The following is a 25,098-nucleotide window of genomic DNA, read 5'->3' on the forward strand; positions in this document are numbered from 1 at the left end:
CAATGAGAGTGTTTTAAATTTACAACCCTTTTGTATTTCACCCATAACTTGAAATACTTTGTTGAGGAAACTATGAAGTCGGTAAAAAATATTCTCTTGTTAATTTCGGGGATAAACCTAGCTGCCTGCGGTAGCTCGGTCACAGCACCTAATCAAATTAATCATAAAGTGCCCCCCTCCAATCGCATGGCCAGTAGTTTAGTGAGCGATTCACTTGCTATTGAATTAGAAAGTTTGTCTGCACAAGATGCCTTTACGCCATATTCGGTAAAAACCGATGGCTTTGCATCCGGCGGCGAGTATATTCTTAAAACGCCAGGCTTAAATGCAACTGCGGCTATTCCATTTAGTTTAGATAAAAAAACTGATCTTGAATTTCAACTCAGAATCAAGGCGCTCGACTCAGGTGAAAATACTGTTTATTACAGGCTCAATTCAGGCGATTGGAAAGAAAATAATAAAGCAACCGTCGGAGACTGGTCTAGTGTATTATTGGCTGAATTTGAGGGCCTAAATCAAGGTCAGCATACGCTTTACATTCAAAGCCGCAATACAAACACAGCGTTAGACAAAGCAATATTAAATGTTAAAGGCGGGAAAATTGCACTTGGCAAGATCCCTTCAAACACGCCTGAAATTAAGCCGCATTTAGGTTTAAAAGACACTCTAATAACAGAGAAACCATCACCTGGTGATTTTAAAGTATTTGCTAACGGTAAAGCGGCCCCTATTTGGCTGGATGACAAAGATTGGGAAGGCGTACATTTTGCAGCCGATGATCTGCAAGCCGATATAAACCGAGTTGGTTCTATCACACCTAAAATAAGTAAACAGGAATCTGCGCCAGGTAAAGCTCCAATCATTATTGGTACCATAGGCAAAAGCGCATTAATCGATTCACTGATTGCTCAAGGTAAATTGGATGTCACTAACATTGAAGGTCAATGGGAAAATTTTGTTATTGAAGCAGTCGATAACCCAGCCTCAGGTGTAGAACAAGCACTGGTAATCGCGGGAAGTGATAAACGCGGCACTATTTTTGGTATTTATGAGTTATCTGAACAGTTGGGTGTATCCCCCTGGTACTGGTGGGCTGATGTCCCCTCTAAACAACGCGAACAAGCTTATATCGTGAAGGGACGCTACGAATCAGGTTCACCCGCAGTACAATATCGAGGTATTTTTCTAAACGACGAGGCACCTGCGTTGACGGGTTGGTCAGACAAAAAGTTCGGAGGACGCAATAGCAAATTCTATGCGCACGTCTTTGAATTGATCTTGCGTATGCGCGGTAATTTTTTATGGCCTGCTATGTGGAGTGACGATTTCAATACCGATGACCCGTTAAACCCAGTGTTAGCGGATCAATACGGCATCGTTATGAGCACATCGCATCACGAGCCCATGATGCAGCAAATGCCTCATTGGTATCGCAATAGCAAAAAATTCGGTAATGGGAAGTGGAGCTATGTTGAAAACGAAGAGGGGATGAAACAATATTTCCGCGAAGGTCTTGAACGCACCAAAGACTTTGAGAATGTAATTACCCTGTCGATGCGTGGTGATGGTGATCACGGTTTAAAGGAAGCAAGCGTAGAATTACTTGAAAAAGTTGTCGGTGATCAGCGTCAAATTATCGAAGAAGTCACTGGAAAACCTGCGTCTGAACGACCGACTGTTTGGGCTTTATACAAAGAAGTTCAGTATTACTACGACGAAGGAATGAATGTCCCCGATGATGTGACACTTTTATATTGTGACGACAATTGGGGAAATATTCGTACTCTACCGGATCCTAATAGTACGCGAACGGGTGGTTCTGGTCTTTATTACCATTTTGATTATCATGGTGGTCCACGCTCTTATAAATGGCATAATACAACCCCGATAGAAAAAGTGTACGAGCAAATGTCACTTGCCGCCCGCTACAATGCCAATAAAATATGGGTTGTTAACGTAGGTGATTTAAAACCTATGGAAGTACCCATTGAGTTTTTCTTAAGAATGGCATGGGAACCAGAGCGCTGGGATCAAGACACTTTGGATGAATACCTCGTAAGTTGGACAACAAGAGAGTTTGGCGCCGATTACGCACAAGAAGCAGCTGGTTTAATCACAGAGTACACTAAATATCTGCATTGGCGTAAGCCAGAGCTAACGGATTCAACCATTTTCAGCGTTGAAAATTACCGAGAAGCGGAGCGAGTCAATAATTTATGGAAATCATTGGCTCAACGAGCAGATAAGCTGATGTCTCGTTTGCCCGAAAGTAAACGCGATGCGGCTTACCAATTATTTGTTTATCCAATTAAAGCTATGCTTGAAACAAACAATTTATATTATGCGACAGCCCGCAATAAGTTGTATGCACAGCAAAAACGCGCGTCTACAAATGAACTAGCAGAACAAGCAAAACAGCATTTCGATGCCGTCAATGCTTTGCGCATTCATTGGAATGAAGAGTTTGCTGATGGACGTTGGGTTCACATGATGGATCAAGCTCATATAGGAGCGACTTCGTGGAAGCCACCTAAGGAAAATATCATGACGGAAGTACGTAAAATTGATATTCCAAATAGCAAGAACATTGGTGTCATGTTAGAGGGATCAGACAACCCAATGCAAAATCTTACAAAAGAAAAATTGCCGGAGCTATCTGCTGAAGGGGGAGAAAAAGCCCGATATTTCGATGTTTATCGAATGGGAAGTAAAGAATCCCGATATCAAATTAAGGCTGAGTTTCCTTGGGTTTCTCTATCTCATTCAGATGGCAGTCTAGACAAAGATATACGTGTCGAAGTGAGTGTAAACGATTGGTCGAAAGTGCCAGAAGGTAATAGTAACGTATTCATTTTAGTAAAAGGACTAGATGACGGTTCACAGCGGGGTATTCTGTTACCTTTGAACAAGCCGAAGAAAGCTGATCCATCACAACCGGAAGGTTTCTTAGATGTAGATGGATACATTGCAATAGAAGCACCTAATGCAGACCGAAAAATAGCTTCTAATGGTATTTCTTGGGCAGAATTACCTAACCATGGCCGAGGTCAGGGGGCGATGCGTCCTTCTCCTGATATTTTTCCGACAATTCAACCGACTTCCGAAAGCGCACGATTAGAATACGATATGTATATTAGTCGTTTGGGTGAGATTTCGGTAGATGTTATTGTATCTCCAACGCTAAATCTGACAGATGGTAAGCCGATGCATTACGCTATTGCATTTGATAATCAAAAACCTCAACTTATTGAGTTCGCCGGTAAATCAAAAGATAGCACTTGGACTGACGCTGTACGAGATTCTGTCCGAAAAACTAAGTCATTCCACAATTTAACTAGAGCTGGTTTTCACACACTTAAAATATGGGCGGTAGATCCTGGTTTTACTATCCAAAAAATTGAGATAGATACAGGCAATTTGAAAAACTCATATTTAGGCCCTCAACAAAGCCCTCGAGGTAATCGAGTGCCTATTAAAGGCGTAGGTATAGAAACTGGCGCCACTGTGGTTGTTGAAGCCGAAAGTGGTGTTATTGGAAGCGACTTCAACGTCAGCAGAAAAGTACTGCCATATACTATTGATATAAAATCAAATAGCCCAGGTGGTTATCCAGAAGATGAATCTAGAGTTTCAACTTACACAGTAAACTTTAAAGAGCCTGGCGTTTACAATGTTTATGCTAGGATTAGAGTTGGCGGTGGCAGAGCAAATGATGACAGCCTGTTTTTAGCTAAAGGGTTTGGTGTTAAATCACCTTCGAATGGCAGTGAGTGGTCTACTGTAAATGGGCTATTTTCAAAAGGTTACACAAATATGAGTGAAACCGTTGACAGTAAAGGCAATGCAACGACGGGCGTTTGGAAATGGGTGTTACTTACGAGTAAAAAAAGCACCTATAAGGTTTCGAAAGACAACTTAACTCAAACTTTTCAAATTGGTGGCCGCGAAAATGGTTTAGAAATTGATAAGTTTGTATTTGGTTTAACGTCTAACACTTTTACAGTAGACGACCTACTACAAGGCGCAGCCGGCAAAAAATAAGCAATACGGATAGCGCACTGCACCATAAAGGCATCTCATTATGAGGTGCCTTTTTTACATACTGCTCTAAATGGGGATGCGATCTCGGTTATTGTGTTATACAGGCGTCACACACCTTACATCAGTCTGCGATTAGGCGGAGAGTCCAAAAAGAAATCACTATTTTTGCCCAGCCTAACGTTGATGTTTATCAATTAAGCATCTTTTAATTTCATGCTCAATATCGTCGGTAAAGTCGAATTTATATGTGTCTATTTGTGAATTCAGATCAATTGAAAAATTGCTGAAATTAAAACAGCGCCAAATACTGGTATTTTTTAAGTTGGCTAATTTATCAATATTGGTTGAATCTATTGTTTGGTGTTGCAAGGGCATTGCTTTGCGAGCCATGGATATATCAACCCCCTTGAAGTGATCATAAACTAATACCAGCGCCCAGGCTGCTTGCATAAAATGCCCACCCACGACGGCAGACAACTGTTTATTTTCAACATATCCGATAGCCTTCGGTGACCAGTCAATGCCACCAACCAGTATGTTGGCACGATTGATGTTTAATTGGTCACTAATGGCGATTGCAAGCTGATCAGATGCAGTCCAAATGATGTTGGCATTAGGATAACGCTTAAGCGCCTTGTTTAGTTTGTACTGAGCCTGTTCTGGCTTCCACATCGTATGTAACACTTGTAGAACTTTAGCTTGCTTCGATGCCGCTGCTGTAATTAATCCAGCTGATCTGTTACTAGAGGTTTGTGAGTAGTCGCCGTTAAAAGCAAGAATTTGAGGTTGTGCTTGACTCTTTTTTCGGTGCAAAGTAATAAGTTTATTCGCGAGCAATGCTCCAGCTTGTGCGTCATCATAAAAAACTTCGCCTATCCAAAGTGGATAAAGTGAACTTGTTTTCTTTAATAGTTCAAGTTCATCTTGAGATATTGAACGTTCCAAAGTAATAAATGGAATACCTAACTGACTCAGTACCTTAAATGATTGCACTGCATTGCCTGAATGCGGAAAAAAAACCACATAATCATAGTAACCCTCTATTTGTTCCAACAGTATTTGGTTACTAAAACGATTGCCGCCACCATATTTTACTATTAAGTTTATTCCAAGTTGATCCGCCGCTTGTTTAGCGACGTCTGTGGTTAAGTCCCAAAAAACTCGACCTTTTATGTCTGGGTTAATAAACAGAACGTTAATAGCTAAGCAGGGTGGGCTCAGCAATACCGTCAGTATTGCGGTAAAGACCAGCTTATTAAACATTGACTTACTTCACCCCCATTATCAAAAGTAAGTTTAAAGTGTAGATCAATATAATAACATTGGATGAAACATTCCCCACCCAGCATTATTCAGCATGGATGCTGTAATGGCTGATGGCAATTCATCTTCAAACGGTACAAGTACCGTGTTGCACCATGTAAATATTAAGTAAACAAATCGACATAGTGTCAAGATGAATATATCATGAGCTGATAATAAACCTAGGACTCATGTACGATGAAAAGTATAACTCAAATCTTTGCTATAACTCTAACCAGTTTGATCGTTTTGCCACTAACTATCCATGCCAATACTTATAAAGCCGCCGAATATATTGAAAGTAAAAACTTTCAGAAGGCTCGATCCGAGTACCTAAAATCTGCAAGTGTTGGTAGTGCAATGGCGTTTTATCAATTGGGCACTATGACGTTTCAAGGGATAGGCACTAAAAAAGATTTGACTGAAGCTATAGTATGGTTCTCATTGGCAGCGGAGCTAGAATACAAAGATTCTAGAAATGTCGCCACTACACTTATCCAATTACTACCAAACCAAGATATTGATAAGTTAGAATCGTTGATGATCCAATACGAAAACGTTTATGGCCAAACAAATGTGAGCAATAACTATTTTCCACAAATTAATCATGCAAGTTTGACTAACAAGATAACTTTTGATGGCAAAACCAGTCTAGATGAGTTTATCGAAACGACCGAACATGATTTAGATATGGCGGTAGATGTGGGACTTGATTCAATAACCGATTCTGCTAGCGGAGAATCTTTTGACAGTGGTGAATCAGACGATATTACCAGTTTATTGGCTTTTGTTAAACCTGCACATTTGTTGGTGGCTGATTTCGATATCGCGCCTGACGGCACAATGCGCAACGCTGTTTCAGTGCAGTCGTTAGGGTATACACGTCAAACGCTCGAAGAATTAAAAAGTAAGACATTGCCTATTCCCCAATACCTCGACCAGCCAGTCTACTTTAATCATAGAATCAGAACGGGTATTGCGACTTTTGATAGGTTTGACATGTCAGAAAAAAGCGAATATCTATACGCAAAAATTTTAAGGGAAGCAAGAGAATTGAAAAAAACCTCATCACTGGATGATAAATATGAGTACGCAGTGTTATTACTCACTTACCCTTGGTTACCGCAAAAAGAAGGTGAGGCACTGACTGTTTTACTTGATACAGCGAAAGCAGGACACCCAGGCGCGCAATTTGAATACGGATTAAAACAATATAGAGAGCAAACAGACGTTGAGTCGGCTATCAAGTGGCTTTATGCGGCCGCTCAATTTGGGGTTGCCAGAGCCCAGTATCAATTAGGCAATATTTTGCAATATAGCCCTTGGGTAAATAAAGACGAGACTAAGGCTATGCGTTGGTATCAATTCGCAGCCCAGCAGGATCATAGCGTCGCGGCACTTAAAATCGCTGAATTGAAGTTGAGTGCAGATGACAAAAACTTACATAATTTTAAAGAAGCAGTAAATATACTGGCACAAATTGAAGAGCAGCATAAGTCCAATCCAGAGTATTATTACCTATATGCAATATCAAGAACTAAAGGCGAGCATAGGGATATTAAGGTTGCATTTAGTTATTTGAGTAAAGCAATTCGTTTGGCTGAATCATATAACTGGAATGTGTCTGATTGGCACGATCTAATGGCCCGCTGGACAACTGGCAACGTTCAAATCACCAGCGAATCGTACTAGTCAGCTGCGCACGGCAGCCAACTTTATGCACGGCATAGTTTATTTTAAAATAATGTTGTTGTATTATAGACTATAAGATTTTTCAGTACATGAAGGTACCTGTCGTGCAAAACAAACAAAAACCGTTAATTTTCGATAAGGATCGGTTGTTTAAACGAGACCCCGAAGAGCTCGCAATCAGCCGTGAATTGTATAATGCAGTTGCTAATCTTCCAATTATCAGTCCACACGGGCACACTGATCCGCAATGGTTTGCTGAAAACGAAAATTTTAATAATGCAACTGAGTTGTTAATTAAACCTGATCATTATGTTTTTCGCATGCTTTATAGTCAGGGCATTAAATTAGAAGAGCTGGGTATTAATCGCACCGATGGGGGGGATGTCGAGCAAGATAGCCGGAAAATTTGGCACGTATTTGCAGAAAACTACTACTTATTCCATGGTACACCATCACGTATGTGGATGGACTATGTGTTTAAAGAGGTATTCGGTTTTGAAGTAACGTTAAACAAAGATACAGCTGATTATTATTATGACAAAATCAACCAGAAATTAGCGACAGATGAATTTAAGCCAAGAGCCCTATTAGACAAGTTTAATATCGAATTATTAGCAACAACTGAACACGCCACAGATGAGCTCAAACATCACGGAAAATTAACAGGCACGGGTTTAGAAAATAGAGTGATTACCTCGTTCAGACCCGACGATGTTATTGACCCCGACCACTGGAACTTTTCAACAAGTATTGTCACATTAGCAGAACAAACCGGTGAAGACATCCGCAATTGGCAAGGATACTTACGTGCGTTAAAAGCACGTCGCGAATATTTCATCCAGCATGGCGCGACAGCGTCTGATCATGGTCATCCAACGGCTCGCACCGCAAACTTATCTTCAACTGAATGCCAAACATTGTTGAATAAAGTTTTAGCTGGCAGTGCAACAGCAGAAGAACGCGATTTATTTAGAGCGCAAATGCTAACTGAAATGGCAGGTATGAGCCTAGAAGACGGTTTAGTGATGCAAATCCACCCGGGTGTATTTCGTAATCATAATCAAAAATTATATCAAGATTTTGGAACAGACAAAGGCTGTGATATTCCTGTACGTACGAGTTATGTTGATAACTTGCATCCGCTATTGTCTAAGTATGGAACTGAGAGCAATTTGCGTATCATTTTATTTACATTGGACGAATCTACTTACGCGCGTGAATTAGCGCCGTTAGCGGGTCATTATCCATGTCTAAAACTGGGACCTGCCTGGTGGTTCAATGATAGCCCTGAAGGCATGTTGCGTTTTCGACATAATGTTACTGAAACCGCTGGTTTTTACAATACCGTTGGTTTTAACGACGATACTCGAGCGTTTTTGTCGATCCCCTCAAGGCACGATGTTGCTCGTCGCATCGATTGTCGTTTTTTAGCTCAATTGGTTGCTGAGCGCCGATTATCCATTGATGATGCGCACACCTTGGCTTATGACTTAAGTTATCGCCTTGCCAAAGAAGCTTACCAACGTAGCAAATAACCAGACACATTTAAACGTTATTATGTTGTCGAGTGTATCTGTCTGGACAACTAAAGAGAGTTATCATGAATTTAAACAATAAAAGTCTCAGCCATTTGGCTGAGACTGGGGCTTGTAATGCCAACATTACATTACCTCACTACAACCGAGATCAAGTTAAAATTGGCATAGTGCACTTAGGTTTAGGTGCGTTTCATCGCTCACATCAAGCATATTACACAGAACAAGCAATGAATCAATATGGTGGAGATTGGGGTATATGTGGTGTAGCGATGCGAAATGAAACGTTACGCAAAAACCTCAGTGCACAGGACGGCTTGTATACCATTGCTAAATTGGCGGATAACAACCAATTTCAAGTGATTGGCGCACTCAAAGAGGTTTTAGTAGCGCAGCAGGAAATTGAAAAAGTGATCGATCGAATGGTTAATCCAGACACTAAAATTGTCTCTGTAACTGTCACTGAAAAGGGATATTGTTTAAACTCAGCTGGATTATTAGATATCAAAAACCCTGATATTCAACACGATCTCAACAATACAAACTCACCCAATTCTATTATTGGCATTATCAGTCTCGCATTATTTAAGCGTTTCAGTGAGCAAACCCCTGCGTTTAATGTAATTGCATGTGATAATTTGCCTGAAAATGGTAAAAAGCTAAAAGATGCAGTGCTCGCCTTCAGTCAATATTTGCATCCTGAACTGGTCAATTGGATTAGCCAAAATGTGTGCTTCCCTAATACAATGGTTGATAGTATTACGCCCAAAACAGAGCAAGCAACAGTTGATTTAGTCGAAGCCGAGCTGGGGATTAAAGACTTATCTCCTGTGCAGCGCGAAATGTTTACTCAATGGGTTATTGAAGATTGTTTAAGTGGTGAACAGCCAAGATGGCAAGAGGTTGGTGTTGTATTTAGCAATGACGTAGCGGGATATGAGCACACCAAACTAAGAATACTTAACGGCTTGCACTCAACGCTAGCATACTTAGGCTGCTTAACGGGATTCGATACTGTGTACCAAGCCATTTCTGAGCCTTTGGTCAAAGATTTTTTGCTTGAGCTAGTAGACCAAGAAATTTCACCCAGTATTAATCTACCAAAAGGGTTAAATTTATATAAATATTCACGTGATATTATAGCGCGTTTTGAAAACTCAAAAATTCAACACAAGTTAGCACAAATTGCATGTGACGGTTCCATTAAAATTTCCATCCGTATTTTAGAACCCATGTTGGAAAATTTACGTGCGGGTCGACCAACCAAAAATTTAGCACTCGTTGTAGCATGTTGGATCCATTTCGTAGTAAGTGAATATAAAGCGGGTAAGAGTCTAAACGACCCTATGGCAGAAAGATTGTATGCTGCAGTCGCAAACTTCACCGATGACAATGCTGCTAATGTCGCTAAATTACTAAATGTAGAAGGGCTCGTTTGTTCGGAGTTAATTCAACATCCTCAGTTTTTACCATCAATTATAAATGCATACAGCAAGTTGATGCGCACACAAGATAACCTGTTAGCAGCACTAAAATAACATACCGATTATTACTTAGGAGAACTTATGAAATAAAAATCAGACATTGGCGTCGTTGGTCTTGCCGTAATGGGCGAAAACATTGTCTTAAACATGGCCAGTAAAGGATTTACCGTTACCGCTTATAACCGCTCGTACAATAAAGTTGAAAGCTTTTTAACAGGTAGAGCTGAAGGAAACCTATCCGAGATGCGGAATCGGTAGCGAGCTTGGTTGACTCGTTAGAAAAGCCTCGCAAAATAATGTTGATGGTTAAATCAGGCCAGCCTGTTGATGATTTTATAGAACAACTTATTCCTCATTTAGATGAAGGTGACATCATTATTGATGGTGGTAATAGTCAATTTGAAGATTCAAATCGTCGTACCAAAGCTTTAGCCTAAAAAGGTTTACTGTATATCGGTTCTGGTGTTTCTGGCGGAGAAGAAGGCGCATTATTAGGTCCGTCGATTATGCCAGGTGGTGCTAAAGAAGCGTGGCCACACGTAAAACCTATATTTCAAGCAATTGCAGCTAAAGTTACTCATTCAAATGGTGAATTAAGCGTACCATGCTGCGACTGGGTCGGGAGTGACGGTTCTGGCCATTTTGTGAAAATGGTTCACAATGGTATTGAATACGGTGACATGCAGTTGATATGCGAAGCTTACACATTAATGCGTGATTTATTAGGGATGTCAGTTGATGAAATGCAAGCGGTATTTTCTGACTGGAACAAAACTGAATTAAGCAGCTATTTAATTGAAATCACTGCTGATATTCTCGGTTACAAAGAAAATGGCGAGCCTCTAGTTGATAACATCTGAGATACTGCTGGGCAAAAAGGCACTGGCAAGTGGACAGGTGTTACGGCGCTACATTTAGGTGTACCATTAACACTTATCGGAGAAGCGGTATTCGCGCGCTGTTTATCGGCCATTAAGACTGAGCGCACTGAAGCATCTAAAAGATTACAAGGGGCGAAAGTCTCTTTTGACGGTGACAGAACCGAATTTATTGAAGGTTTAAAACAAGCTTTATTGGCATCCAAAATTGTCTCTTACGCACAAGGTTTTGCTCTAATGCGTGAAGCGGCCAAAGAATATAATTGGGAGCTTGACTATGGTGCAATTGCACTTATGTGGCGCGGCGGCTGTATTATTCGTTCTCTATTCTTAGAAAATATTAAAGCAGCTTATGACAAAGACAGTGAATTAAGCAACTTATTATTGGATGAATATTTCTCAAATGTCATGCACTCAACACAAGATGTCTGGCGCCAAGTAGTAGCGGCTCGCAACGCTACAAGGCATATCCGTCCCTTGTTTATCCTCAGCGTTAAGCTATTTTGACGGCTATCGCAGCGAAAACTTACCCGCTAACTTGTTGCAAGCTCAACGAGATTATTTTGGAGCACATACCTACGAACGCAAAGATATAGCCGACATTGATCAGACCCCAAGCTCAAAATTATTAATTTTATAGTAGCGTTCAGCACATCCTGCGAGCTGCTGGATTACACTATTCCTCACGTCATTTATCCCATCCACATGCACCAACTCATAGTCATAGTGGGTATCAAGCTGCACTAGGTTTACACCTTCAAAACACTGGAATACCCAACGTAAAGTTGGATTGCTAATTGGTTTATTTATCTGATTTGGAATGGTTATTTGCGCTTTAGCCATATTCGCACGTAACCGTCTTTGACCTATGCTATAAACCAATAACGACAGCGTCATAATCATCAACAAGGCATCGATTCTGCTTGGCTTTTTTATAAAAAGTGACGAGACAAAAAATAGTGGGTCTTTTAAAAATCTAAACCCTCGCTCAACATGAGATTGCGCTTTGTAGCGCTCAAAAACGCATTCATCGCTTAACTCAGTTTCACAGGCATTTGTTGCCAATACAAAACAAGATTTTTGTTCGACGTAATTCTGTTGCGCGGCTTTATCTTCGGTCACTTGGCCGATAAGTTGCCATTGCACTGATTGAACCACCGCATCTTTTTTGGGTCGGCCTTTTCCTTCATATTGATTATGTGCGTTGCACTCAGCAATGCTTAAACTATGGTATTTTTGCTTTTTATCTAATACTGCTAAGGCGCTTTGTGCATCCGTTTCACAAGCAAATCTTTGCGCTTGCAAATGAAATAGGGCTTTATCCAATGCTTTGCGCTCTTTAGCCACTAAACCTTCGATGCTTTTCTGTGCACGTGCTTTTGCTGCGTTAGAGTAAACAACCAGCCAACGCTGCTCAATATCCATATGCTCAACTCTAAGCGGTCTGTATTGATAGTTGTCGTTGATACGTGTCCAATCATTGGCCGTTAACGCTTCTGAAATGGACTGATTTTCTAATTTTATCGTGGATGGAATGAGAGTGATAAATCGAATTTGTTGGAGAAATTCGGCATTTTCTTTGTGGTAAAATTTGCTGTCTGCTATACAAAATTTGGGGGCATCGCTTGCTTTGAATGTATCTACCAATGCGCTGGCACGCTCTCTAAATATAGTGCTGTCAGATGCATTGCCATCCCAATTTTTACTGAGCATAGGGACGCCGCCGTCTTGCGTAACAATCATCTCTTGCACGATTTGTTTTAAATCAGGTCTATGGTCTTTGCTGTATCCATGTTTGATTTGAATTGGAATTTCATCTTCTTGTTCATCATCTATATTGTATTGGCCTGTAAGTGAATAACTTGTTGTATCTAAAGATTGAAATTGGGTGTCGACTTGCTCTATTTGGCAAGCTTGATAGGCAATACGAGCAAAAAGATTGTCACAACCAAAGTCGCTGCATTGGTCGAGTGTGCGTCCTAATTTGTGACGGTTAAAGTGACTTGCCTCGACTCCTTGTCTAAAAAGATGCTCCATTGGCAAATTTTCAAAAAATTGTGGTGTGAGGCTCAAAGGTCGGTTAGAAAAGCCCAACCCGTTCATAATCATGCCTTTAACCGCTTCACCTGGTGTTATCTCTTGCTTTTCATCTTGAGGTAAATATTGGTCTATTAATTCAACTAGTTTCAAGTCGTCAATTACGCCTGCTACAATTCCATGATGATCTAACCGTTTGATTTTTAATTTCATATTCACCTCAATAAATTGAAGTGCTATTTTATGTTTTTTAAGAGGATCTGACGATCCCTAAAAATAAAATTATTGAATGATCGTCTGATCAATATCGGATATAGCTAGAGGTAAGTTCTTCCATACAAATTGGACGGGCCGAGGTGGTGATACTGCTTCAACTACCTACAACGTATAGCTTTTTAAGGCGCCTAACTCGGGAAAATAAGCTCCCGATTTCATAAGTGAAGCTATTGCTGCTCTGATTTTGCAGTTGACAGGCTAACCACAGTGATATATCTAAATTAATTTTGCAAATTGTCTGTTAGTTTTATAATGGCTTCCAGGCAATTATTGCATAATTACTCTATGTCAATAACACACATTGGTTGTTGTACTATGTATTGCAGGGCAAACTCAAACTTGAGTGATTTTCAAACAAACAATAGTTTTCCCCAAGCATTAGCAGACCATGCGGCTCTGCTTAAGCTTTCCTTTAATACTATTTTTTATTGAGCGCAATTCCTCGCAAAAAATATAAATGTCGCCATGTTTTCTGGTGCGTCACCAAGTCTAATACATGAATCATCCACTTCGAATATGACATCCGCCACTCAATGAGACGAATTATCAATCGCGTTGGTGAGTTTTTCAAACAGTGTATTGGGGTCTCAAATTGCTTAATGTCTTCCGGTCTTTAACACCTGACAACATAGCTGATGCGGTAAAAAAAGACATATACCCCTTAAATAATCGGTTAACTTAAACAAAAAATCCAGTGACCAACTTCGATCACTGGATTTGACATTCATGAAGAATAAAATAGACCTAGAAATTACATCCGGTTTCGCCTTTTCCTTCTGGCATACTGGTCCCTACATAAATGCTATCCAACTTAAAGCCTTTTTCACGTGGTGCAAAACTGATTGTGTTTTCACCTCTTGCAAATGTATAAGTACCTATTGAAGCCCAACCCCAAGTTGGAGATGCATTGTGATTAAAGAAGTGACGGCCGGAGTTGAAATCGTCATTTACCGCAACAAATATCGAATCATCACCGCCCCCTGCAGTTTGACGACGGACATATACTTCATAATCACCCGCATTATCTGACGTTAAATTAACTTTAAAATCAACGTGTACTTTTTTATCGGTGAAAGTAGGATACAAACCTGGATTAGTATAGTCTTCTGGATAATCTGCTGTTGCGGAGTTATTTGGTATAACAACATAATTACCGCCACTTGCTAATTCATCACTTTCTGTGAGCCAATAGTCCCCAACATGAGCGGCACATTCGGCATCTACCCATATACTTGCAACTGTCGAAATTGGTGTGCCACCCGTTGTTGCGGCACCGTATATTGGCTCGCCAAACATAAGGTCATCAACTAACAGATCTGCCTCAGTGTTATCACTTTCAACATACAGTACGATAGAGCTTGGACTGCTATCATAGCTATCAATACCCGCTTTGTAATTAGTAGAGAAAGTCAACCAGTCCGATGATAACTCTTTGAAATCAGAAATAACGACAAACTCCTCAACAGTAGCATTCGCGTCGTTCGGGTCTGGGTAAGTGTATTTTGCCAATAATCGTGCAGAAGCTGTATCGGCAGGCATATTTGCCAATTTAATTGAAGCATTGAAACCGTAAACCGATCCCATTTGAGTTAACGCACCGCCAACTTCTACACCGGCTCTATCTCTAAAGTGAGTTCGGTCTGTAATTGATAATACTTTGTTCGACGTACCTGGTTCATCCACGACAGAGACCGAAGCTGTCCCCGTAGTTTGCCAATCACTCGCATCACCATCAGAAAAATCTTCTTGATAGACATTTTCTGAAATATAAGGTGCATAACCAGTTGGTCTGGCAGATGAGAATTTATCTGCAAGGTAAAACTCATCAATTACCAATTGAGATTCAGCATAATTACTCTTAATCATAAACTCAATGCTAGAAGGTTCATCCTCAAAACCACTCACCCCAACTGTATAGTTGGTTTTAACACGCATCCACTCTTCAGTAATTTCTTGTTCAGGCGCGACGACTGTTGTCGCAGTTGAAACTACGTCATCACCATCCATCCAAGTATATTTAGCTAAAACTGTTGCGGTTACTGGCTCGTCACCTTCGCCTACTGAAACAGGTGCACCCAATTTCAACCAGGTATTAAAGCCATATTCAAGCGGCATTGATTCGTCATTTTCTGTGTTTGTACTATCTACCATGCTATAAAGCTGGTTTTTTAATTGAATACTGAGTGAATCATCAGCCGAGGAGCGTCCGCTTATCGATAAAGCCAGATCACCGACTCTTGCATCATCTACAGCAGTAACAACAGCAGAATCTGAATTACTAACCCAATTACTCGTATCGTTGTCTTCAAAGTTATCAAAGAAAACGCTGCCTGGAGGTGCTGTAGTCACCCCACCAGACGTTTGTGCGCCTTGAGGTTTAGTGAAAGTAAAGTTATCGATTAAGAATTTCGCTGAAGTCTGATCTGTTTCGACATAAACCGTCACTGACGTTGGAGCTTCGTCAATCCCATTCACACCTGTTGTGAAATCAGCCGCAAGCTGTGTCCAACTATCGGCTACCTTAGTTGGCTCTACCACCTCGACATATTGCTCTTGAGCTGATGGGAATTCATATCGAGCAACGACCTTAGCATTAACGGTTACGACACCATTCTCTGCAAGATCTACGATATTACTTAATTTAACCCAAGTGCTAAAACCATACTGAGTATTCATACTTAATTGGTTGACTAACTCAATACCCGCACCTTGGTTATTTCCGTCAGAAGAGGTTACCATCAGCGCACGTTCACTGTCTTTCCCTCCTGTGGTATTCACTACAATAGCAGAGCCTCTTGTTTCCCAAGGGTAAGAAATTCCGTCTTCAAAATCATTGGAATATGCTGTGTTTGGGATATTTTGCGTACCATCCTCAATCCCTTGTTTAATCGCAGATGTATCATTGTTTTTTTCGATACCACATGCACCTAGCGCACCAGAAGCTAAGATGACAAGGAGTACTTTATTTAAATTGAATCTATTCACGTGCCCACCTTTAAGTTGTTAATATGGTCATCAAGACTAATTGATTATAGTCATTTTTAAAAAAAGATGTCAATATTTTGTTAATTATAGTTTCGAGAAAAATTTATTATTCGTGTTTTTCTAGATAAAATTAGAATTAGTTTTTGCTAATCATTACAACTTAACTTTCATTAAAATTGCTAAAATTGGTTTAACTCATACATGATTAAAAAATTTTAACGAGGTTAATAAACGCCAAAATTGTATATTTATATTTATTTTCTTTGTAAAAATTTAGTTGCCATGATAACTGTTGCCATGATAACTTTAATGGTACATTTGACAATAACATAATTAAATGAGTAATTAAAAGATCCGATTATGAAAAAAATATTTACTTCGGTTGCACTCATGTGCGCTTTCCTATCCGCCGGGGCTATGGCTTGCGAAAAACCTGCTTCTGTGTGTTTTCAAAACAATGGTGGTTTGCCATTAATTGAAAATGGTCAACCATTACCAGTTTTAGTGAGCAACGCAGCAGACCCCGCTATTCAAAGAGTTGCAAAAGTTTTTGCAGAAGATTTACAACGTGTTAGTGGTAAAAGTTCACAGTTGTTACACAACGTAAAAAACGTCAAACAACCTGTTGTGTTGATTGGTGTACTCGGCAAAAATCCACTAGTTGATGGCTTGATCGCAGACAATAAATTGTCGGTAGACGATATTGCTGGGCAGTGGGAAGGTTACAAAGTTGTCGTTGTAAAAAAACCTTGGCCAAACGTTGAACAAGCATTGGTTGTTGTTGGCTCAGATCGTCGCGGAGCAATTTTTGGTACTTTAGATATTTCTGAGCAAATGGGCGTTTCACCTTGGTATTGGTTTGCTGATGTACCAACCCAAACACAAAATAATGTTTACATCACAGCTGGCGCTAAGTCAGACCAACCTAAAGTGCGTTATCGCGGTATTTTTATTAACGATGAAGATCCTGCTTTAAAAGGTTGGGCACAAAAGAAATTTGGTGGTGTTAATTCAGGTATGTATGAACGCGTGTTCGACCTGCTCTTACGTTTAAAAGGTAACTACATTTGGCCAGCAATGTGGGGCAAAGCATTTCATGTAGACGATCCGAAAAATACCGCACTTGCAGACAATATGGGCATAGTGATGGGGACATCACACCATGAGCCCATGACACGTGCGCACGCTGAGTGGCACAAAAAATCGGAAAATCCAGCAGGCGGTGGTGCATGGAACTACGAGACTAACCGTGAAAACATCAATAACTTTTGGCGCGGTGGTATTGAGCGCATGATGTCAAAAGGGGATGGCACACCATATGAGTCATTAGTAACTGTTGGTATGCGTGGCGACGGGGATGAACCTATGTCGGAAGGAACTGCCATTGAATTACTTGAAAAAGTAGTTGAAGATCAGAGAAAAATTATTGCAGACGCAACGCAAAAGCCAGCAAGCGAAACACCACAAGTTTGGGCTTTGTATAAAGAAGTCCAAGATTATTACGACCAGGGTATGAGTGTTCCGGATGACATAACTTTACTATTTGCAGATGACAACTGGGGCCAAGTACGTCGTTTACCAACCAAAGATATCGACCGTGAAGGGGGTTTTGGTGTTTATTATCACTTTGACTATGTAGGTGTACCACGCAACTATAAGTGGACAAATACAATTCAAATCGGCAAAGTTTGGCAACAAATGGACTTGTCGTATCAACGTGGCGCTAAAGATTTATGGGTTGTTAATGTGGGTGATTTAAAACCAATAGAATTCCCTATCGATTTCTTCTTAACGATGGCTTGGGATCCTGAAGCTATAGACAAAGCAGCACTTGCTAAATATGCACAAGATTTTGCGAAACAATCTTTTGGCGCAGAACTCGCAAGTGATATTGCCGATTTAATTGAGCGTTACGGTACATATTCAGCCATGCGCAAACCAGAGCTTATCAATCAAGATACCTTCGAAACCGGTGAAGTGGCAACGCCCAAGTTAAAAGGTGGAGAGTTTTATCAGCACTATAACAAGTGGCAAGCTTTAGAAGCAGATATGGAAGCTGTTAAAGAGAAAGTGACTGAAGAACAATATTCTGCGTTTTTCCAACTAGTTGAATGGCCAATTGCATCTATGAGCAACTTGTATGAAATGTACTTTGCTGCTGCGTGGAACAAAAAACTGGTTGATGCAATTGATGTACGTGCCAACTATTTTATGGACATAGTAGAACGTAACTTTGCTAGAGATGCTGAGCTTACCAGTCAATATCATCAAATTAATAATGGTAAATGGGATGGCATGATCAACCAAGTACATATGAACTATGTAAGCTGGAATGATCCTAAACAGCAGACCATGCCTACGGTATCGAAAATTTATGGCGGTAAAAATAACATCCAAGTTCAATTCGAGCCTTTATCTCAAGCCGATAACGTTCAGGTTATTGCAGCAAGCGACTACGTAAAAGCTTCAAATAATAAAGGCTTAACTTGGACGAATATTGAACATTTGGGTCAAAGCAAAGCGGGTGTACTGGCCTTACCACAAGGTCAAGCTGCAACAGATGTAGCAGACAAAGTTTATTTATCTTATTCGTTTGAGCAACCCGCTTACGGCAAAGCCAACATTACAATTGAGTTGAGCCCAACACTCGACACTATTGGCCGTGGAGGCGTCAGGCTAGCGATTGCTGTTGGTGACAGACCCGCGACGATACTAAGTTATGATCTGCATGCAACAGGCGGTGGTCAACATACTCCTGAAGAAAAAGCGTGGGCTAAAGCGGTTATAAACAACAAACAAACTTTAGAAGCTCAATTTACAGATTTACCGCAAGGGCAACACGAAATTAAACTTTATCGAATTGACGATAATATTGTATTGGAAAAACTTATTATTGAAACGATCCAAACTGAAAAGCCAAAAGAGTCGTTTTCTCTTTCTGAGTTTTTCAATTCGTTATTTGACAGCGATGACAAATAAACATCGCTGTAAATAATTAAACATTATTCAAAATTCTATATTTAAAAATAATACCGTGACTAAGGTTCTATTTGCATGTTTATCTTGACGAATTTAGCTAATTTAGCTGCTAAAAATACACACCAGAATAGCGGTTTACGCCGCAAAAACATGATGGCGTTCTGTTTATTTATTAGTTTCTTAAGCAGTTGTGGAGGTACTGGCAATCAACAGCCAGAACAAGTCACTTCCGAACACGCGTCTAGCAGCAAATGGCAACCTTACGATGGTATGCAAGTTAACGCTTCGCTTGACAACTATTTAGCAATCCCTTTTATGCCGGTAACGGAGTATGCAACAGCAGACTCAATAAAAATTGCTGACAAATCGAGCGCAGTAACAATTTATTACAGTGAGCTAGACGCAAAAGTAGTTGAAGTCGCTGCACAAGCGCTGGCACAAGATATTAAAATGGTCACAGGCGCTAAAGTTTCAACCTCAACGCAAAAACCAAGTGGTGACACTATTGTCATAGTAGGTACAGTCGGTGACAGCCCACTAATTGATAAATTAATTAAAAATAGAAAGATAGATGTTTCTGAAATTAACGGCAAGTGGGAAGCTTATACCGCACAAGTAGTCAAAAAACCACTAGAAGGCGTCGCGCAAGCTTTAGTTATTGCGGGCAGTGACAGACGGGGTACGGCCTATGGTGTTTTTGCATTATCTGAAGCAATTGGGATTTCTCCTTGGCATTTTTGGGGAGATGTACCCGCACCAAATAAACAAGCATTGTATGTATCAGGTCAACATATTCAGCCATCTCCGGCTGTCAAATATCGCGGTATTTTTATAAACGACGAAGATTGGGGATTATTACCTTGGGCAAGTAAAACCTTTGAACCTGAAACGGGCAACATTGGACCAAAAACTTACGCAACCGTATATGAATTATTATTGCGGTTACATGCGAATATGATTTGGCCCGGCATGCACGAGTTCCCGCGTGAAACTACACCGTTTTACCTGATGCCAGGTAACAAAGAAATGGCGGACAAATATGCTATTGTAATTAGCACTTCGCATCATGAACCCATGTTAACTAATAGCCATGAATTTAAAGATGAAGTACATGGTGAATATAACTATTGGACCAATCGAGACACTATATTTAATTTTTGGGAAGAACGAGTTAAGGAAACTGCAGAATATGAAAATATTTATACTATAGGTATGCGCGGGCGAACCGACGTTGGAATGCTCGCACCAGAAGGTACAACAGACGAAGGCAAAGCTAAAAAAATTCAAAACGATATCATTCCAGATCAGCGCAAAATGATTGCTGAGCATGTTCATCACAACCCAACTGAAATTCCACAAATCTTTATTCCTTATAAAGAAACCTTAGTTCAGTATCAATCGGGACTAGAGCTCCCAGACGATGTAATTATGGTATGGCCTGATGATAACCATGGGTATATTCGTCAACTGTCGACGCCCGAAGAACAAAAGCGCACAGGCGGTTCAGGGGTTTATTATCACTTGTCATATTGGGGTGTACCTGCCAGCTATTTATGGTTAAACAGTACACCGCCAGGCATGACATATGCTGAAATGATTAAAGCTTGGGATTTTAATGCGAATAAAATTTGGATCGTTAACGTTGGTGATATAAAACCACACGAATTTGGTACAGAGTTTTTCTTACGTATGGCAAGAAATCCTGAAGCCTTTAGAAATTTTGATCAGCATAAGTATTTTACTCAATGGGCACAGCGCACATTTGGTCAACAATACGCGCAAGACATTGCCAATGTGATGCACAATTATTTCAGCTTGAACATTGTTAAACGTCCAGAACATATGCATACCAGTGGTGACAATACCTTTAGTATGATCGCCAAAGGCGACGAAGCAGCACAAAGATTAAACAAATTTGCTCAGACAGCCAAAATTGCCAATATGGTATATCAGAATTTAGATAAAAACCTGCAAAGTGCATTTTATCAAATGGTCTTATATCCATTACGCGCTTCGCATTTAATTAACCAAAAAGAGTTATATGCAGAACGTAGTCGATTATGGGCAAAACAACAGCGAGCAGCGACAGATGAGCTGGCGGCCAAATCTACCCAAGCGCATCAAGCCCTAATGGCAGAAACCCAATTTTACAATAAGGTTAATGCGCAAGGTAAGTGGCAGAACATGCTCAGCCCAATGCCGCTAACTGATTTGCCAACATGGGGTTACGAAACGCAAAATCCGTGGCGTATGCCTAAATTAGGTAATTACCAAGCACCGGATAAAATGCAACTCGCCGTGGCACTTGAAGGTCAGGCAGAGCCAATAGGTATAAATGAAAAAGGCAAACTTCCTTTATTCAATCGCGCCGCAAATACGCAATATTTTATTGATGTGTTTAATCAAGGCAAGCAATCTAGCCGCTGGTTCGTAAAAGCCAGCCATCCTTGGGTCGACGTCAGTCAAACGAGAGGGAACCAAGATGCCAGAATTACAGTGGGAATAGATTGGCAATCAGCACCAATCGGCACAAACGTGCCAGCATCATTAAGAATATCAGACGGAAAAAGCACATATGCAATTGAACTGGCTATTTTTAATCCGGCTGACTTGCCACTAGGTAAATTGCCCAAAGCGGTTGAAAATAAAGGGGTGGTTGAAATTGAAGCGGAACATTATTTTGCCAAAGCTAATGGTAAAAATGGTAGTCATTGGCAACAACTCGACAATGCAGCAGCATCTCAACATGCAATGACAGTGCACCCCATTACAACCAAAAGCGTTAATGTATCCAGATTGCAAGCACAAAGCCCGTCTTTAAGCTATCAATTCTATGCCGCAAGCACCGGACGCGTAAAAATACAGACGCAAGCTTTACCCACTCATAAAATCACTTCACAACATCCAGGGGTTAGATATGCCATTTCACTTAATGGTGAAGCCCCACAAATCATTGATTTATATGCCAAAGAATATTCAAAAAAATGGAATGTAAATACCTTGCGCGCTGCTGCCTTCGGTATCTCCAACCACAAAATTGACCAACCAGGCGTACAAGAAATCAAAATTTGGATGGTAGATGCAGGTGTGGTATTAGATAAATTTACGGTTGAAATAGAAGATGAGTAAAACCAAATTAGAAGAAAATAACGGGTGTTATTGGCCGTTAACTTAGTCAGGTCTTAAATATGATAAATCGAAATAAATTAATTAATATTTTAGCCTTATCTTTCGCTGTCATGCTATTTTCCGGATGCGGATCGGCTAAAAATGACAGCGAAGTTAACGCAACGAGTCATAAAGCGCGCGTCATTCACACGACGGATATGGGGGCAGATCCAGACGACCAGCAATCTCTTATCCGACAATTGGTAATGGCTAACCAGATAGATATCGAAGGTATTATCACCTCGACTGGTTGCTGGAAAAAATCACAGCAAGACACCCAGTATGTCGATAATATTTTGCAGGCATATCAACAAGTTTACCCTAACTTAATAAAACATGCACCGGACTTCCCAACACCCGGCTTTTTACAGTCCGTTTCTGTAATAGGGCAAACGGGTTATGGGATGAGTGATGTGGGTATGGGTAAAAGTTCTCCCGGTTCTGATCTTATAATTACCTCAATTGATAAAGACGACCCCAGACCACTCTGGTTAACCTGTTGGGGTGGGTGTAATACAATAGCTCAAGCACTTTGGGATTTGAAGCACAACCGAACAGCTGCTGAATTATCCAATATTATCAAACGTATTCGGGTTTATGATATTTTAGGCCAAGACGATGCCGGAACTTGGATTGCAAAAAACTTTCCTGAACTTTTATATATACGTAGTAAAGCAGTATACAGTTGGCAGCCATCGGATGAGTATCTAGCTGAAAATATACAAAACCACGGCACATTGGGAGCCGCTTACCCAGACAGAAAATGGGCAACAGAAGGTGATACGCCTGCTTTTATGCATTTGGTAAACCCAGCGTTAAACGATCCAACACAAATTGCACAAGGTGGTTGGGGCGGACGTTTTGCAACAGAAAAACAGGCTGGGATCCGCGGGATGGAATGCATGCAAGGTGAAGATTCATTGTACGACCCTTATTTTATGTATGGTGATTCAGCAGAAGGGGGGGCTGCAATTAGTCGCTGGAAAACCGCCTACAATAACGATTTTCAGGCGCGGATGGACTGGAGCATAACCAGCGAATACACTCAAGCAAATCACCACCCCATAGCCGTTTTAAATAATAGACATCAGCAAAAAGTACTTTATACGATGGCAAGGGCAGGTAGCTCAATTGACTTGTCAGCGAAAGGTTCGAGCGATCCAGACGGTAACGATTTAAATTATTTGTGGGCAGTTTACTCTGAAGCGAGTAGTTACAAAGGCAAAGTAAACATTGAAGCCGCTAATACCGAACAAACGCAACTGGCAATACCGCAAGACGCACAAGGGAAAAGTATCCATGTCATTTTAACGATTCACGACTCAGGTCAACCAAATCTGTATGCTTTTAGACGTTTAGTCGTGAACGTTCAATAGTCGAAACTTTAAAATAAATCATAGGTTTATATTTATAATGGATAAAAGAATTAAAATTTTAATCGCCCCGTTATTAGGACTATTCATTGGGCTGATTTCTGGGTGTGCCTCCACTTCTCCTGATAATGATCAATCAACAGCATGGGTGACAACTTGGGCAACTGCTACCGAAAACATTAGAGAAGGTTTTTGGATGTCTAAAGGGCATTTCCCCCCCAAGCCTCTAGCGAATGATACGCTGCGTATGTTTATGCGTACCTCTTTAGCGGGGGAAACAGTGCGGATAAAACTTTCCAATCGTTTTGGCAAGCAACCCGTAACTATTAAAAAAGCACACATTTCCAAAGCTGTCACACCGGACGCCAGTGCAGCAGATGGTGAAATAGATTTATCCACTGACACACCATTAAAGTTTGCAGATAGTTTCAGTGTGACAATTCCTGCTGGCGGCACAATTTATTCTGACCCAGTTCACTTTAACCTACCAGCTTTGTCGGTTGTTGCTTTGAGTCTTCAATACGGCCAAATCGCGGAAAAACCAATAACAGGGCATCGTGGTGCCCGGACTACATCTTTTTTTGCTAAAGGGGACGCGGTATCCAACAAAAACATGCAAGGCGCAATTAGAAAAGATATTTGGTATACCGCAACAGCAATTGAAGTAATAGCCCCTTCCAGTAAAACAATTGTGGCATTAGGTGATTCAATCACAGATGGTTACGGCACAAAATATAACCATCACACCAGATGGACTGACTATTTAGCAACTCGTTTAGCACATAACCCAAAAACCAAACATATAGGTATTGCCAACGTGGGAATCGGTGGTTCTAGTTCTAAAATGGGTGTGGAGCGCTATAAATGGGATGTTGAAAATATTCAAGGCGCTGGGTATTTAATTATATTTGTTGGTATCAATGACATTGTTTATGGAAACAACCGATCGGCGCCTTTTGTAATTGATAATTACAAGAAAATGGCAAAAAATGCACGGGAGCAAGGTCTAAAAGTATATGGTGCAACCATTACGCCAATGGGCAGCAATGTGACAAAAGGTGAAAAAGAAGCCGTTAGGCAGCAAGTGAATAATTGGATTAGAACTACCTCAGTTGAGCAAGGTATATACGATGGGGTATTTGATTTTGACGCCATTGTACGAAATCCAAATAAGCCAACATATTTATTGCCTGCATATGCAGTAGACGACCTTCATTTAAACATTTCAGGCTATAAAGCGTTGGCTGAAGCAATTGATTTAAGTTTGTTCGCACAATAGAAGGACTTTACCTTTAAGCAAAATATTAGGCATACTTAACTTCAATGAAGATGTTTTGAGCAGCCTTTT

At 40.5% G+C, this 25,098-nt stretch carries 11 protein-coding genes and 2 pseudogenes; 9 read left to right on the forward strand and 4 right to left on the reverse strand.

Going from position 1 to position 25,098, the window contains the following annotated elements; translation table 11 throughout:
• The first annotated feature begins 72 nt into the window (after window positions 1-72).
• Window positions 73-4,041 (forward strand): glycosyl hydrolase 115 family protein, encoded by a 3,969-nt coding sequence (locus OLW01_RS14335; RefSeq protein WP_268076624.1) that lies wholly within the window; start codon window positions 73-75, stop codon window positions 4,039-4,041.
• 174 nt (window positions 4,042-4,215) lie between these two features.
• On the opposite strand, the gene OLW01_RS14340 is transcribed toward OLW01_RS14335, so the two are convergent.
• Entirely contained in the window at window positions 4,216-5,304 is a 1,089-nt protein-coding gene (locus OLW01_RS14340) for an ABC transporter substrate-binding protein (protein WP_268076625.1), read from the reverse strand.
• 237 nt (window positions 5,305-5,541) lie between these two features.
• On the opposite strand from OLW01_RS14340, the gene OLW01_RS14345 reads away from it, so the two are divergent.
• The 4 genes and pseudogenes from OLW01_RS14345 to gnd all read left to right on the forward strand — a co-directional run bounded on the left by OLW01_RS14345 (window position 5,542) and on the right by gnd (window position 11,572).
• The gene (locus OLW01_RS14345; protein ID WP_268076626.1) at window positions 5,542-7,035 is read left to right on the forward strand and encodes a tetratricopeptide repeat protein; all 1,494 of its coding nucleotides are present in this window, start codon (window positions 5,542-5,544) and stop codon (window positions 7,033-7,035) included.
• An 89-nt stretch (window positions 7,036-7,124) separates the two neighbouring features.
• Window positions 7,125-8,570 (forward strand): glucuronate isomerase, encoded by a 1,446-nt coding sequence (uxaC, locus tag OLW01_RS14350; protein WP_268076627.1) that lies wholly within the window; start codon window positions 7,125-7,127, stop codon window positions 8,568-8,570.
• Window positions 8,571-8,635: 65 nt separating this feature from the next.
• Window positions 8,636-10,108 carry a mannitol dehydrogenase family protein gene (locus tag OLW01_RS14355; RefSeq protein ID WP_268076628.1) on the forward strand — a complete coding sequence of 491 codons (1,473 nt, stop codon included), beginning with the start codon at window positions 8,636-8,638 and terminating at the stop codon, window positions 10,106-10,108.
• A gap of 45 nt (window positions 10,109-10,153) precedes the next feature.
• A pseudogene (gene gnd, locus OLW01_RS14360) lies at window positions 10,154-11,572 on the forward strand (decarboxylating NADP(+)-dependent phosphogluconate dehydrogenase).
• Here gnd and OLW01_RS14365 read toward each other — a convergent pair.
• The 3 genes and pseudogenes from OLW01_RS14365 to OLW01_RS14370 all read right to left on the reverse strand — a co-directional run bounded on the left by OLW01_RS14365 (window position 11,539) and on the right by OLW01_RS14370 (window position 16,230).
• A complete protein-coding gene (locus tag OLW01_RS14365; protein WP_268073610.1) occupies window positions 11,539-13,182 on the reverse strand; it encodes an IS1634 family transposase in 1,644 nt (547 codons plus the stop codon). The pseudogene gnd and the gene OLW01_RS14365 overlap by 34 nt on opposite strands.
• 413 nt (window positions 13,183-13,595) lie before the next feature.
• Window positions 13,596-13,799: pseudogene (locus tag OLW01_RS18505) on the reverse strand (ISAs1 family transposase); the annotation flags it as partial.
• A 190-nt stretch (window positions 13,800-13,989) separates the two neighbouring features.
• Complete coding sequence (locus OLW01_RS14370) at window positions 13,990-16,230, reverse strand: carbohydrate binding domain-containing protein (RefSeq protein WP_268076629.1); 2,241 nt, start codon at window positions 16,228-16,230, stop codon at window positions 13,990-13,992.
• A 360-nt stretch (window positions 16,231-16,590) separates the two neighbouring features.
• Here OLW01_RS14370 and OLW01_RS14375 point away from each other — a divergent pair, with 360 nt between their 5' ends.
• The 4 genes from OLW01_RS14375 (at window position 16,591) to OLW01_RS14390 (ending at window position 25,029) form a co-directional block, all read left to right on the forward strand.
• Entirely contained in the window at window positions 16,591-19,209 is a 2,619-nt protein-coding gene (locus tag OLW01_RS14375; RefSeq protein WP_268076630.1) for a glycosyl hydrolase 115 family protein, read from the forward strand.
• Window positions 19,210-19,284: 75 nt separating this feature from the next.
• Complete coding sequence (locus tag OLW01_RS14380; protein WP_268076631.1) at window positions 19,285-22,338, forward strand: glycosyl hydrolase 115 family protein; 3,054 nt, start codon at window positions 19,285-19,287, stop codon at window positions 22,336-22,338.
• A gap of 59 nt (window positions 22,339-22,397) precedes the next feature.
• The gene (locus OLW01_RS14385) at window positions 22,398-23,753 is read left to right on the forward strand and encodes a DUF1593 domain-containing protein (protein ID WP_268076632.1); all 1,356 of its coding nucleotides are present in this window, start codon (window positions 22,398-22,400) and stop codon (window positions 23,751-23,753) included.
• Between the two features lie 37 nt (window positions 23,754-23,790).
• Window positions 23,791-25,029, forward strand: coding sequence for a GDSL-type esterase/lipase family protein (locus OLW01_RS14390; protein WP_268076633.1), 1,239 nt, complete (start codon window positions 23,791-23,793; stop codon window positions 25,027-25,029).
• Window positions 25,030-25,098 lie beyond the last annotated feature (69 nt).

It is taken from the genome of Catenovulum adriaticum, assembly GCF_026725475.1.
GTDB classification, from domain to species: Bacteria; Pseudomonadota; Gammaproteobacteria; order Enterobacterales; family Alteromonadaceae; genus Catenovulum; species Catenovulum adriaticum.

Excerpts from the sequence above, each read along its gene's own strand:
- OLW01_RS14375 (WP_268076630.1), top strand. The coding sequence starts at position 16,591 with ATGAAAAAAATATTTACTTCGGTTGCACTCATGTGCGCTTTCCTATCC.
- OLW01_RS14380 (WP_268076631.1), top strand. The coding sequence starts at position 19,285 with ATGTTTATCTTGACGAATTTAGCTAATTTAGCTGCTAAAAATACACAC.
- OLW01_RS14355 (WP_268076628.1), top strand. The coding sequence starts at position 8,636 with ATGAATTTAAACAATAAAAGTCTCAGCCATTTGGCTGAGACTGGGGCT.
- OLW01_RS14390 (WP_268076633.1), top strand. The coding sequence starts at position 23,791 with ATGGATAAAAGAATTAAAATTTTAATCGCCCCGTTATTAGGACTATTC.
- OLW01_RS14345 (WP_268076626.1), top strand. The coding sequence starts at position 5,542 with ATGAAAAGTATAACTCAAATCTTTGCTATAACTCTAACCAGTTTGATC.
- OLW01_RS14385 (WP_268076632.1), top strand. The coding sequence starts at position 22,398 with ATGATAAATCGAAATAAATTAATTAATATTTTAGCCTTATCTTTCGCT.
- uxaC (WP_268076627.1), top strand. The coding sequence starts at position 7,125 with ATGAAGGTACCTGTCGTGCAAAACAAACAAAAACCGTTAATTTTCGAT.
- OLW01_RS14335 (WP_268076624.1), top strand. The coding sequence starts at position 73 with ATGAAGTCGGTAAAAAATATTCTCTTGTTAATTTCGGGGATAAACCTA.
- OLW01_RS14340 (WP_268076625.1), bottom strand. The coding sequence starts at position 5,304 with ATGTTTAATAAGCTGGTCTTTACCGCAATACTGACGGTATTGCTGAGC.
- OLW01_RS14365 (WP_268073610.1), bottom strand. The coding sequence starts at position 13,182 with ATGAAATTAAAAATCAAACGGTTAGATCATCATGGAATTGTAGCAGGC.